Annotated in this window: 12 protein-coding genes and 1 tRNA gene; all 13 read right to left on the reverse strand. The window is 48.5% G+C overall.

What is annotated here, in order from left to right; all coding sequences use genetic code 11:
• Window positions 1-493: 493 nt before the first annotated feature.
• Window positions 494-2,578 (reverse strand): polyribonucleotide nucleotidyltransferase, encoded by a 2,085-nt coding sequence (gene pnp, locus METBU_RS0110030; protein WP_017840499.1) that lies wholly within the window; start codon window positions 2,576-2,578, stop codon window positions 494-496.
• Window positions 2,579-2,686: 108 nt separating this feature from the next.
• Window positions 2,687-2,956, reverse strand: a complete 270-nt coding sequence (gene rpsO / locus METBU_RS0110035) for a 30S ribosomal protein S15 (RefSeq protein ID WP_014147431.1) — start codon at window positions 2,954-2,956, stop codon at window positions 2,687-2,689.
• 121 nt (window positions 2,957-3,077) lie between these two features.
• Window positions 3,078-3,983: a tRNA pseudouridine(55) synthase TruB gene (gene truB, locus METBU_RS0110040; protein ID WP_017840500.1), complete on the reverse strand. Its 906-nt coding sequence runs from the start codon at window positions 3,981-3,983 to the stop codon at window positions 3,078-3,080.
• Between the two features lie 5 nt (window positions 3,984-3,988).
• The gene (gene rbfA / locus METBU_RS0110045; RefSeq protein WP_017840501.1) at window positions 3,989-4,351 is read right to left on the reverse strand and encodes a 30S ribosome-binding factor RbfA; all 363 of its coding nucleotides are present in this window, start codon (window positions 4,349-4,351) and stop codon (window positions 3,989-3,991) included.
• Between the two features lie 4 nt (window positions 4,352-4,355).
• Window positions 4,356-6,959: a translation initiation factor IF-2 gene (infB, locus tag METBU_RS0110050; protein WP_017840502.1), complete on the reverse strand. Its 2,604-nt coding sequence runs from the start codon at window positions 6,957-6,959 to the stop codon at window positions 4,356-4,358.
• Between the two features lie 10 nt (window positions 6,960-6,969).
• The gene (gene nusA / locus METBU_RS0110055) at window positions 6,970-8,490 is read right to left on the reverse strand and encodes a transcription termination factor NusA (RefSeq protein ID WP_017840503.1); all 1,521 of its coding nucleotides are present in this window, start codon (window positions 8,488-8,490) and stop codon (window positions 6,970-6,972) included.
• Window positions 8,480-8,965 (reverse strand): ribosome maturation factor RimP, encoded by a 486-nt coding sequence (rimP, locus tag METBU_RS0110060; RefSeq protein ID WP_017840504.1) that lies wholly within the window; start codon window positions 8,963-8,965, stop codon window positions 8,480-8,482. Before rimP ends, nusA begins: the two co-directional genes overlap by 11 nt.
• Window positions 8,966-9,092: 127 nt before the next feature.
• Window positions 9,093-9,169 (reverse strand) — tRNA-Met (locus METBU_RS0110065).
• 876 nt (window positions 9,170-10,045) lie between these two features.
• Entirely contained in the window at window positions 10,046-10,696 is a 651-nt protein-coding gene (locus tag METBU_RS0110080) for a HEAT repeat domain-containing protein (RefSeq protein WP_017840507.1), read from the reverse strand.
• Between the two features lie 474 nt (window positions 10,697-11,170).
• Window positions 11,171-11,683 carry a phosphatidylglycerophosphatase A family protein gene (locus METBU_RS0110085; RefSeq protein ID WP_017840508.1) on the reverse strand — a complete coding sequence of 171 codons (513 nt, stop codon included), beginning with the start codon at window positions 11,681-11,683 and terminating at the stop codon, window positions 11,171-11,173.
• The gene (gene thiL / locus METBU_RS0110090) at window positions 11,664-12,605 is read right to left on the reverse strand and encodes a thiamine-phosphate kinase (protein ID WP_017840509.1); all 942 of its coding nucleotides are present in this window, start codon (window positions 12,603-12,605) and stop codon (window positions 11,664-11,666) included. The genes METBU_RS0110085 and thiL overlap by 20 nt, the downstream gene beginning before the upstream one ends.
• Window positions 12,592-13,044 (reverse strand): transcription antitermination factor NusB, encoded by a 453-nt coding sequence (gene nusB, locus METBU_RS0110095; RefSeq protein WP_017840510.1) that lies wholly within the window; start codon window positions 13,042-13,044, stop codon window positions 12,592-12,594. Before nusB ends, thiL begins: the two co-directional genes overlap by 14 nt.
• The gene (gene ribH, locus METBU_RS0110100) at window positions 13,044-13,520 is read right to left on the reverse strand and encodes a 6,7-dimethyl-8-ribityllumazine synthase (RefSeq protein ID WP_014149346.1); all 477 of its coding nucleotides are present in this window, start codon (window positions 13,518-13,520) and stop codon (window positions 13,044-13,046) included. Before ribH ends, nusB begins: the two co-directional genes overlap by 1 nt.
• Between the last annotated feature and the right edge of the window lie 126 nt (window positions 13,521-13,646).

Below are 13,646 nucleotides of genomic sequence, written 5' to 3' on the forward strand. Positions count from 1 at the left end.
GAGCTTAGTTTTTACGCCATTTTCAGGGAAATAGCAATGCCCTGAATAAACCGGTTTTATCGATCGGCATAACGCAAGACGTCTTTTAAATACCAACCCATTAACCTAAATTCGGTAGCTTAACTGCTGTGGTCCCGCTTTTTAAACTGAAATATTTTTGAAATTGTTGGTGTTCATAGGCTATTAAGCGCCAGGTGTAGGGTGCGCATCGTGCACCTGAGTCAAGGCTTCTTGTCGGTTAGCCACCGTGGAATGGTGTGCGATGCGCACCCTACGGCGCTTTGCTTTGGCCTCGGTCGAAACTTTTAGTACGGGGTTGTAAACTCCAACCCGCCAAGGAATGCTCGCCAAATATCCTGTTAAGCTAGGTACGCACAGTGTACTGTACGAATTTCTTCATGCTCTTCATGGTGAAATAGTTTTTCTTGGATTAATTTCCGGAACAAAAAAGGGCCCGTTCGGGCCCTTTTCAATTCGTCAGTGCTTCTTCGAACTACTCTTCGATATCAACAGCTTTCATGCTCAATCTGACACGACCCTGTCTATCGATTTCCAATACTTTGACTTTGACGACATCGCCTTCGGAAAGCTTATCGCTAACCTTGTCGACATGCTCATCGGAAATCTGAGAAATATGCACTAAACCGTCTTTGCCCGGCAGAATCGTCACGAATGCGCCGAAGTCCATCAATCGAGCAACCTTGCCTTCGTAGGTTTTTCCGACTTCGACTTCCGCGGTAATTTCCTCGATTAAACGACGTGCTTCTTCTCCAGCTTGTTTATCGACTGAAGCAACTTTGACGACGCCGTCATCGGTCAAATCAATGCTGGCTCCGGTTTGTTCGGTGATACTACGGATCGTTGCACCGCCTTTACCGATGACTTCGCGGATTTTACTTGGATCGATTTTGAACGAAATAATACGCGGCGCATAATCGGACATTTGTCCGCGGGTCTCGGACAGCGCTTTATTCATTTCGCCCAAAATATGCAAGCGGCCTTGCTTGGCTTGTTCGAGTGCGGTTTTCATGATCTCGGCGGTAATACCGTCGATCTTGATATCCATCTGCAGTGCGGTAACGCCGTCTTCCGAACCGGCGACTTTGAAGTCCATGTCGCCCAAATGATCTTCATCGCCCATGATATCGGATAATACTGCGAATTGATCGCCTTCCTTAATCAAACCCATCGCGATACCCGCGACCGGCGACTTGATCGGCACGCCCGCGTCCATCAGCGCCAAGCTACTCCCGCACACCGACGCCATCGAACTTGAGCCGTTCGACTCGGTAATTTCGGAAACGACGCGCACGACATAGGGGAATTCATCCATGTTCGGCAATACGGCTTGAACGCCGCGTTTAGCTAAGCGGCCGTGGCCGATTTCTCGGCGTTTCGGAGAACCGACAAAACCGGTTTCACCGACACAATAAGGAGGGAAGTTGTAATGCAGCATGAAACTTTCACGGTATTCGCCTTCCAAAGCATCGATGATCTGCGAGTCGCGTTCGGTTCCCAAGGTCGCGACAACCAGAGCCTGCGTTTCGCCGCGGGTAAACAACGCCGAACCGTGAGTTCTCGGCAATACGCCGGTACGAATTGAAATAGGTCTGACCGTTTTCAGGTCGCGGCCGTCAATGCGCTTGCCTTCTTCAAGAATCGAACCGCGTACGATTTTCTTTTCGAGATTTTCGATGATGCCGCGAATGTCGGATTCGCTATATTGCTCATCAGCCATCAACTTATCGACTGCAGCATTTCTGATTTCTTTCAGTTGCTCTTGTCTGACCAGTTTTTCAGGGACTTGATATGCCGCCTTAATTCCGGCTTCCACTTCAGCTACCACCAAAGATTCCAGCTCGGTGTTAGCAGCCACCGGTTGCCAGGCCATCGGCGCCTTGTTAACCATAGCGGCAAGTTCTTTAATTGCAACGATAGCAGTTTGCATTTGCTCATGACCGAACAATACGGCACCAAGCATCACTTCCTCGGACAAACATTGCGCTTCGGATTCGACCATGAGTACCGCATGTTCGGTACCGGCAACAACTAATTCCAATTGCGACTCAGCTAATGAAGAGGGCGTCGGATTCAATAAATACTGTCCGGCTTTATAACCCACCCTCGCCGCGCCGACAGGACCGTTGAAGGGTAACCCTGAAATCGATAACGCTGCAGAAGCTCCGATCAAGGCAGGAATTTCGGGATCGACTTCGGGATTCAGTGAAAGAACGGTGGCTATGATTTGAACTTCGTTGGTAAAGCCATCCGGAAATAAGGGGCGGATTGGACGATCGATGAGACGGGAGGTTAACGTTTCTTTTTCGCTTGGTCGGCCTTCTCGCTTAAAGAAACCGCCGGGAATCTTACCCGCGGCAAAAGATTTTTCCTGATAATTGACAGTCAATGGAAAAAAATCTCCGCCGCTGTTTGCTTCTTTTTTTCCAACGACTGTCACTAGAAGGGTGGTCCCCTCCATGTCGATCATTACAGCGCCGTCCGCCTGACGAGCTATCTCACCGGTTTCCAGCGTAACGAGCTGATCGCCATACTGAAATTCTTTCCGAATCGGATTCACTATACAGTTCCTATAGGTTAAGGGTTGTTATCAAAATCGGTTTATTGCTTTCCTTACAAATGAAAGAACGGCACAGAATAGTAATTTCAGGCCGTTCTTTTTTTATTCTTATTTACGCAATCCTAAGCGCTCGATCAATGAGCGATAACGGTTTATGTCTTTATTTTTCAAGTAATCCAACAACTTGCGGCGCTGATTAACCATCCGCAGTAAACCGCGACGAGAATGATTATCTTTTTTATGTTCGGCAAAATGCGGCGTCAAGTGAAGAATGTGCGCTGTCAGTAATGCGACTTGCACTTCCGGAGATCCGGTATCGGTTTCGTTCAAACGATATTCTTCAACGACTGCTTTTTTTTGTTCCGCGGTAAATGGCATTTCTATTTAACCCCTATAAGATTAATATTGTTTATAAAAAATACAAAGCACCGAGTTCGGTGCCAGGATAATGTGTTTCCGCAATAGGGTGCAGAAACAAAACTATTCGGAAATCAGTAAATTATGATGGACTCATATTGAATAATTTTTTCGGCGCTAGTTTACCATCCAAAAACATTTCGCCCAAACCTAAAAATTGCCGCCCCGTGTACATTCGCACGGGCCCCTCCAACGAATTTTTAAGCGTCAAACTTTGCCCTTGCTTAATAGCATTTGCCTGTTCTTCGGACAAATCGACAGCCGGTATCGAGTCGATCGGCTTATCGACCGGAATCAAGCAATTCATCAATTCGCTTTCGCTCATTGCCTGCAATTGCTCGATCGATTTGGCCTCGTCGATGACAAAGCGGCCGGATGCCAGCCTGCGAAGCTCGATAACCGTCCCGCCGCAACCGAGTTGCTCGCCGATATCTTCCGCCAGGGTTCTGATATAAGTGCCTTTCGAACACCAAACATCCAAGGTCAGAAGCGCCTCTTGACGATCCAACAACTTAATTTTGTATATCGTAATCGGACGAGCCTTGCGTTCGACGGACTTGCCCTGCCTGGCCAATTCATAAAGCTTTTTGCCGTTAAGCTTAAGCGCCGAATACATCGGCGGCACTTGTTCGATATCGCCTGTGAACCTTTTCAGACAAGCCAGAATTTCATCCTCAGACAGAGGCGGAACCGGGCGTGTTTTTAGCACCTGCCCTTCCGCATCGCCGGTATCGGTAACCACGCCCAAACGAACGACGACTTGGTAACGCTTATCGTCATCGAGCATGAAGCCGGAAACCTTGGTCGCTTCGCCGAAACATATCGGCAATAATCCCGATGCTAAAGGATCGAGACTGCCTGTATGCCCGGCCTTGTTCGCATTGAACAAGTGCTTGACTTCCTGCAAGGCTCTGTTCGACGAAACACCGAGGCGCTTATCGAGCAGCAATATTCCATGAATATCGCGCCCGTTTTTACGCTTTGCCATTCCGATCAATCCTCTTTGTTATCCTTCGGATCGCTTAACAACTCTGCTACGCGCATACCGGTTTCAAAGCTATCGTCATAATAAAAGCGTAATTCCGGTATATTGCGCAAACGCATACGTTTGCACAATTCGCTTCTAATAAAAGGCGTCGCACCGTTCAGATACTTAATACTGTCTTTTTTCCCCTGATCGTCGGCATTAAGCACCGTGACATAGATTTTGGCAACGGCCAAGTCCTTGCTAATAACGACTTCATTAACCGTAACGAATCCTACCCGCTTCCCGTCAAGCTCTCGCTGTAGAATAAGCGCAAGCTCCTTTTGGATTTGGGATGAAACCCGTGCGCTACGGCTAAACTCTCTGGCCATGGCGCTATAACTCCCGTTTCACTTCAATGCGTTCGAAAACCTCGATATGGTCTCCGACTCTGACATCGTTGTAGTTTTTAACGCCGATACCGCACTCCATGCCCATTTTGACTTCGGCAACGTCATCCTTAAAGCGGCGCAACGATTCCAGTTGCCCCTCGTAAATAACGACGTTTTCACGCAATACGCGAATCGGCAGGTTACGTTTGACAAAGCCTTCGACGACCATACATCCTGCCACCGCACCGAATTTCGGCGAACGGAACACATCCCGAACTTCGGCCAAGCCGACGATAGTCTCTTTGATCTCGGGCGCCAGCATGCCGCTTATCGAGCTTTTTACCTCATCGATCGCTTGATAAATCACACTGTAGTAATGCAAGTCGACATCTTTTTCTTCGATCAATTTACGCGCGGCGGTGTCCGCACGAACGTTAAAGCCGATCAAAATCGCCCCGGAAGCCAGCGCCAAATTGACATCGCCTTCGTTGATGCCGCCGACGCCGCCATAAACAACCTTAACCTCGACTTCGTCCGAGGACAGCTTAATCAAGGATTCGCGTAAGGCTTCCAAACTACCTTGAACATCGGTTTTAATCACCAAGTTCAAACTGGCCGTTTCGCCAGTCGCCATTTTTGAGAACACTTGATCCAATTTAGCGGCTTGCTGCGCGGCCATGCGGCTGATTTTGCTCTTATCTTCACGATGCTCGGCCAATTCCCGAGCCGCACGCTCGTTTTGCACGACCAAAAATTCGTCGCCGGCATTCGGGGTACCCGAAAGACCGAGAATCTCAACCGGCGTACTTGGACCTGCATCCTTGACGGTTTTCCCGTTTTCATTAAACATTGCCCTGACACGGCCGTATTCATGACCGCACAAAACGAATTGCCCTTTTTCCAGCATGCCTCGCTGCACCAGAATCGTTGCAACCGCTCCACGACCTTTATCAAGCCTGGATTCGATAACGATACCCGAAGCCGACCCTTCCACCGGAGCCGTTAACTCCAGTATTTCGGCTTGCAAGATCAACGCTTCGATCAAATCGTCGATACCTTCGCCGGTTTTTGCCGATACCTTGATGAACTGCACATCTCCGCCCCATTCCTCGGGTACCACATTAATCGTGGACATTTCCTGCATAACCTTTTCCGGATTGGCTTGCGGCTTATCGATTTTATTGATCGCGACGATGATCGGCACATTGGCCGCGCGCGCATGCTCGACAGCTTCCTTAGTCTGCGGCATCACACCGTCATCCGCCGCGACCACTACAATGACTACATCGGTCAATTCGGCGCCTCTAGCACGCATCGCGGTAAACGCAGCATGTCCCGGCGTATCTAAAAAGGTCACCGAACCGTGATCGGTAATAACCTGATAAGCACCGATATGCTGGGTAATACCACCCGCTTCACCTGCCGCAACGCGAGTTTCACGAATGTAGTCCAGCAAGGAAGTTTTACCGTGATCGACATGCCCCATGATGGTAACGATCGGTGCGCGAGACATTTCCTGACTGCTCTCTTCCTTCAGAGCCGCCAAAATTTCGGCTTCCAAATCGTCATCGCTTTGCATGATGGCTTTATGGCCCATTTCCTCGACCAACAGCACTGCGGTTTCCTGATCGATACTCTGGTTAATCGTTGCCATCATGCCCATTTTCATCAATTGCTTGATAACTTCGGCGGCTTTGACACTCATTTTTTGCGCCAAATCGGAAACGATAATATGTTCAGGAATAGCGACTTCCTTGATAACCGGAGCAACCGGTTTCTCGAATTGATGCTTCAAATCGGTCTGAGCACCGTTCTTGTCCTTTTGTTTGCCTTTTTTCTTGCCTTTCCCGGCTGTTTGTCCTTGTCTTTTTTTCTTTTGACTTTCTATTCTGGCTGCCGCTAATTGCCGAACTTTTTCGGCATTTTTTTCTACCGCAGCTTCTAGGCGACGTTTTTTCTCTTCCTCTTTTTTTCTTTCGCTTTCTGAAAGCCGAGCTTTTCGCTCGTTTTCCTTGCGAAGCTCAGTGGCTTGAGTTTCGGTTAACGCTGCTTCATCGATAACTTCGGAATCCGCTACGGCCATATCACCCACAGTAACCGCCGAAGAAACGGCTTCGACGACCGGCTCTTCCCGCTCGAATAATTCTTCTTCGATTCGGACTGCCTTTTCTTCCGCTACAGCGCTAATCGGCGGGTGCTCGGCGCTTACCGGCATCGGTTGAGCCGGAGTCGCTTCCTCTGTTTTTATAATTTCTTCGGACTCTTTCGGCTCATCGGCAACGGTCGCGACTTCAGTGCGTTTTACGTAGGTTTTCTTTTTTCGAACTTCGATGCTGATCGTTTTTGCCGAACTACCCGGAGCGCTGCTTTGCTTAAGCTCGCTGACCGTCCTACGTTTCAACGTAACCCGTTTCGGCGCGGCGTCCGCCTCTCCTGTCGGTTTACCGTGCCGCTTACGCAAATGAGCCAGCAATTTGACTTTTTCGTCTTCATTAATTACGTCATCAGGGGCATGCGCGGATAATCCGGCTTCTTTCAGTTGCTCTAATAATCGCTCTAGAGGTATACCCACTACCTCCGCTAACTGCCGTACTGTTTTATCACTCATATTTTGCCCCCTATCCTAATTCGTCCTGGTCCTCGACAAACCATCGCTCACGCGCCTTCATGATTAATTTTGCCGCTCTTTCTTCATCTACACCGGTTACATCCAGTAAATCATCGACCGCCTGATCCGCGAGATCATCCAACGTCAAGATGCCTTGGCTTGCCAACTCGTAAGCCAAGGCCTCATCCATGCCTTCCATTTCAAGCAATTCTTGCGTAGGCTCCGCCGTCTCGATTTTTTCTTCCGATGCAATTGCGCTAATTAACAACGCGTCTTTTGCCCGACCTTTTAATTCGTCGACCAGTTCTTTATCAAACTCTTCAATTTCCAGCATTTCATTTACCGGAACATATGCAATCTCTTCAATCGAATCGAATCCGACTTCAACCAAAATCGTGGCGATTTCTTCGTCGACACCCAATTGATCGATAAACAACTGCTTGGTTTTATTGGCTTGAGCCCCGCTAGTTTCTTGCGCTTTCGATGCATCCATTACATTCAGCTCCCACCCTGTCAATTCGGTCGCCAAGCGAACATTTTGACCGCCGCGGCCTATCGCCTGAGACAAATTATCAGAGCTGACCGCCAAGTCCATGCTGTGCTTATCTTCATCGATTACGATAGATTCGATTTCGGCAGGCGCCATTGCATTGATAACAAATTGAGCTTCGCTTTCATGCCATAAAATGATGTCGACGCGCTCGCCGGCAAGCTCGTTCGATACCGCTTGAACACGCGAGCCTCTCATTCCGACGCAAGCACCAACCGGATCGAGTCTCGGATCGTTTGCCTTGACTGCTATTTTGGCTCTTGCCCCCGGATCTCGAGCCGCGCCCTTGATCTCGATCATACCCTCGCCGACTTCGGGAACTTCCAAACGGAACAATGCAACCAACAGTTCAGGTGCTGCGCGAGTCACAAATAATTGCGGCCCGCGCGGTTCCGAGCGAACCGCTTTAAGATAACCTCTAACCCGGTCACCGATTCTAAACGACTCGCGCGGGATCATATCTTCTTTGGCGATGTAGGCTTCGACATGGCCGCCAAGGTCCAAATAAACGCTGCCTTTCTCAATACGCTTAACGATGCCGGTAATTAATTCGCCGACTCTATCGGTATAGGCTTCGACTATTTTACGGCGCTCGGCTTCACGAACCTTGTGAATCATCACTTGCTTGGCGGTTTGAGCGGCAATTCGTCCGAATTCGACCGACTCGACTTCTTCCTCGAAAAAGTCTCCAACATTGATGTCGGGATTTTTTTGCCGCGCATCGTCCAACAGAATCTGGGAATCGGGAAACTCGAGACCGTTTTCGAAATCATCATCCGGCTCGACGACTTCCCATCTACGAAACGTCGTATAATCGCCGGTTTTTCTATTGATCGAAACACGCGCTTTTATTTGGTTACCATAGCGTTTTATCGTTGCCGCTTCAAGCGCAGACTCGACTGCCTGGAAAACGATTTCCTTATCGATGTCTTTTTCATTCGAAAAAACATCCACTACCAATAAAATTTCTTTATTTGCCACTGTGCACTCCTTTATTAATTAAATACTCAGGCACCAGCCGCGCCTTACTCATCGCTTGAAATGGAATCTCGTAAACCCGATCGCCTTCCTGGAGAAACACGGTGTCATCGTCGACCGTCTGAATCACACCTGAAATTTTGCGGCGCTTTTCAATCGGTTTGAATAAGTTAACCGAGACCATGTGCCCAATGAAGCGCTCGAATTGTTGGATAGAAAATAGCGGACGATCGTCTCCCGGAGACGATATTTCCAGTTGATAATTACCTTGTATGGGATCCTCGACATCGAGCATTCCGCTGACTTGATGACTGACTTTCGAGCAATCTTCAACTAAAATTCCTTGCTCGCTATCGATATAAATTCGCAATAAGCCATTACGAGGATGCGGATTGTATTCAATCCCAACGCACTCATAACCCAAGCCTTCAACAATCGGCTGAATCAAATTAACCAAATGCTCAGGTGCCTGCTTCATTTTTCCTCACTTATTTACGCACATAAAAAAAGAGCCAATGGCTCTTCCTTAAAATCTATATTCGTTAAACAACCAACGATCCAAACGCCCAAAAAACAAAAAGCCCCAAAAGGGGCCTTTTTTAATCTGGTAGCGGGGGCAGGATTTGAACCTACGACCTTCGGGTTATGAGCCCGACGAGCTACCAAGCTGCTCCACCCCGCGATTGATTTGAGCCATTATAAACACATTTTTGGATTTGGCAAGTTATTTATTGGAATTAAAGAGATTTTAAATCGTCACAAAAATTAACAACTATACCTTTCGCACAGCAATTCCCAATTTGGAGATCAAAAAGGGTGTGGGGTATGCTTGGCGAGGATGTCGGCAGCAGGGCAGATTTTTGCTCCTGCAAAATCTGCATTCACGCCATCCTTGGCGCTTGCAGATTTTTGCTCCTCGGCAATTGCTCCTGCATTGCCCTACTACACGCCATCCTTGGCGTTCGAGCTGCCGCCAAGCCCCCATGGATGGGTTTACGGCGTTCCTCGACAGGCATACCCCACACCCTAAAATCGGCGAAACTGCTCAAACTGGGAATTGCTACCTTTCGCACTTCAAATTTCGGCAGTGCTAGAGTCACTGCCATTAAGTTAAGGATTTTTCCGTTCGCCCTGAGCCTGTCGAAGGGTGAATGGAAAAATCCTGGGTCGATAAGTTAAGTCGTCCATGGTTCGACAGGCTCACCACGAACGGCTTAACTTAATGGCAGTGAGTGCTAGAGTAGGTGCCTGGGTGTCCGACAAAGACCTTGCCTACATGGACGTATTCACGGCGTCCTTTGGCGGACACCCAGGCGCCGAATTTTGATCTACGACGGGTATACCTTACCCGATATACTCCCTTTATACTCAAAAAATGACTAACTTTATGAAGGCATGGAGTCTGGCTAGCGAGGATGTCGGTAGCGATCCCCGATAGACACATCCCATGCCTTTTATTCTTAGACGTTTTTTCAATCAAAAGGGAGTAACTCCAAAATATGGCTAGCAAAAACCGCAAACAACGATAAAGCTAACATTCAGCGAAGGATTTTTTCACTTAATCCATCATATCAAGAGCGCCTTCCGCCGCTTCTCTAACCTCTTGATCGGGATGCGTTGCGGCAATTTGTTTGAAAGCTGCAATCAAAGACGGTTTATCACTGACATCCATCGTGCTTAACCAATCCAGCGCGGATATAACAACATCCGAGTTGGAATCATTAAGCGCTTTCATCAACAAAGGCGCCGTCTTGTCAGGAGCGCCATCCGCAAGATGCATAACAACCTCCTCTCTGACCTCCGAACTCGGATCACTTAACAACACATTCTCCAACAAAGCCAAATCATTCGCATCATTGAGATCCAAGTCCGCTACTGCCTGCAAGCGCAACTCACGATCATTGCTGGCAATATTGATTCTTGCTTCGACTAAGATTTCTTCATCACTGAAATCAATCGCTTCGGGCCGTGGTATTTTCCTAAATGCATCGCTTAAATCAGATCTTTCGGAAACAGATTTTCCGTTTGAAGCATCCGAAAAATCTTCCGAGCCAATGGGCGCACTACCTTCGTTTTGCCGCCGCTCTGCTTTCAAAGACTCAGAAGAGGACAGGCTTTCGGTTTCGGTAGCATCCTGCTGGCAAGCAACTAACAAAAACGACATTAGCATGGCAATAATACTCAAAGCTATTTCATTTATCTTATTCATTCCCTAATATCTCCATTTAAACACGTCAAAAGTATAGCTATCGTAGATCAAAATTCGATGCAAGAACGGGCAAGACCATCCTCACAACCCTTATAACCAGTTGAAATAAAGAGAAATACATTTTTGCAATCAATACATAATCCATTGGTATGTTATCTTTCATGAAGATACTCATGACCAGGGGGAGGGGAGGTAAAAGACACCGCAAACCCAGCACCTTACAATCATTAAGATGCTATAGTCACCCCGGATAACGAAAGACTCGGGTGGGTTAGCGGGCAATTACTCGCTAGACAAGACGCGGTAACGGCGACGTCTGAGTACCCCTGGCGCCAACACCTATTCTATCGAGTCCAACACATGATGGCGCACTTTCATTACAGCACTCTGACAGTTTTCCTAAAGCACTGCCGAAATTTGAATTGCGAAAGGTGTATTTTATTCAGCTTGATGAAAATTCATCGCGACTCGCCCTTACAACCACCCCATGTCCGCAATAATCAGAAGAATTCCACCGGACATAACACCGGCCAAAATATCGTCGAGCATGATACCGAAACCGCCGCTTACCTTGCGATCGACCCAGATAATCGGCCAGGGCTTGACGATATCGAATAACCGGAATAATACGAAACCGACAAGCAATGCCGGCCAACTAAACGGCACCCAACACATCGTAACCAATAAGCCCGCAACTTCGTCCCAAACGATACCGCCGAAATCATGCTCGCCTAATTTCTTCGCGGCCATTCCGCAAATTCCGACACCCGCAACCACGACCGCCAAAGTCAAAGCGTAATAAAAATAATTGCCGGCAAGCACAAACAACCAACAAACCGGGATGGCGGCCACCGTTCCCATCGTTCCGGGCGCTTTTTTAAACAACCCCGAACCGAAACCGAAAGCCAAAAACAACACCGGATCTGTCAATATTGACTTAGCCGTTAATTCATTCTTACCAATCTTATCAGTGAGAAAAATGCTCAAAACCTTGTACCCTCAACAATTCCGTCGTGCCGAAACGATGAATTCTAAGCCCCGGACCATCCTCGATAACGCCGATACGCGTAAAGTTTCCTGTCAATGATGCCGCTTTATCAGCCGGCACGGTAAAACATAATTCATAATCGTCTCCGGCACGCAGAGGCATGGTCCAATCACCGGTTGTCTCGATATAAGCCTTAACCGAATCCGACAGCGGCAATTTCTCCCAATCGAGACAAGCGCCGACGCCGCTTTGTTTCAAAATATGCCCTAAATCTTGCGCCAAACCGTCGGACACATCGATACAACTTCGTGCGATATTGCGCAATTCCAGCCCTTCCTCGACACGCGGTCTCGGCCGGTTAAAGCGCTCGAGTGCGCCTTGCTGCTGCGAACAACTAAAATGTCCTTGGGCAATTTTTAAACCTAACCCGGCATCGCCGAGTTTACCGGTCATATAGATGCCATCGCCGGGACGCGCCCCCGAGCGGAGCAAAGCTTGACCCGCCGGAACTATACCCATGGCCTGCACCGTAAGCGTCAATGGACCGGCCGTGGTATCGCCGCCGACTAGGTCGATGCGGTAATGAGCGGCCAATTCGAAAAAACCTTCGGCGAATCGTTCGAGCCAAGATTCATCGACATCAGGCAATGTCAATGCCAAGGTCACGGCTATCGGCTCGGCACCCATCGATGCCAAATCGCTCAAATTGACCGCCAGCAATTTATAACCTAAATCGTATGGATCGGTACCGGCTAAAAAATGCACATTCTCGACCATCGTATCGGCGGTTACCGATAGTCGATAGCCGGCCGGCACGTTTAGCAATGCGCAATCGTCGCCGATGCCCAATTCGGTTACCGCATTCAACGATTTTTTTCCGGCGAAAAAACGCTCGATCAGATCGAATTCAGCCGTTGGCATCCGAAGCTTTTCGGTTCTTCGCTTGAATTTCCACGGCTCGCTTTTGCTGAGCTACCTTATCGAGTATGCCGTTAACATAACGATGACTGCCATCGGCACCGAAGCATTTGGCTAGATTAATACTCTCGTTAAGTACGACCCGATAAGGCATGTCGAGCCGATTCATCAGTTCATACACGCCGATTCTCAAAATCGCCCGCTCGACCGGATCGATCGCCTCGACCGGACGATCGACGAATTGCGTCAACGCTTCGTCGATAACATCGAGGCTTTTCGGAATGCCGTGAAACAATTCATTGAAATAGCTTTTTTGAGCATCTTTCAAGCGTTCTTCTTCCAAAAACTGCATTTCGATCGCACTGAGGTTTTGACCGGTCATTTGCCACTGATACAACGCTTGTACGGCGGCTTTTCTCGCATTGGTACGCGCTTGGCTCATTAGGCTTCCAACTGCTGGAATAAATTAACCATTTCCAGTGCCGACATCGCCGCTTCCGCGCCTTTATTGCCGGCCTTAGTCCCTGCACGCTCGATCGCTTGTTCGATCGTATCGACCGTCAACACGCCGAAACTAACCGGCACATCGTATTGCAGCGAAACCGACGCCAAGCCTTTGACACACTCGCCCGCAACATATTCGAAATGCGGCGTGCCACCGCGGATCACCGCGCCCAAGGCAATAATCGCATCGTATTGTTTACCGGCAGCAATGCGTTGCACAACCATCGGCAGTTCGAATGCGCCCGGCGCCTTGACCAGACAAATATCGTCTCGATTGGCGCCGTGACGGACCAATGCATCGATCGCGCCGGCTTCCAACTGCTCGACGATAAAACTGTTAAAGCGGGATGCAACGATGCAAAATTTACCGCCCTTTACTGACAAATGGCCTTCATAGGTTTTAATAGCCGACATCTAAACTCTCTATCTCATGTTTTTCGATAGAAACGATCGTGTCAAGACCGTTTCCGTTGACTTCTCACACATTACCGTGAGATCCGTAATCGCCGTTTTAACGGCATGCGTGGGAATGATAAAAAT

This window comes from Methylotuvimicrobium buryatense 5G, assembly GCF_000341735.1.
GTDB classification, from domain to species: Bacteria; Pseudomonadota; Gammaproteobacteria; order Methylococcales; family Methylomonadaceae; genus Methylotuvimicrobium; species Methylotuvimicrobium buryatense.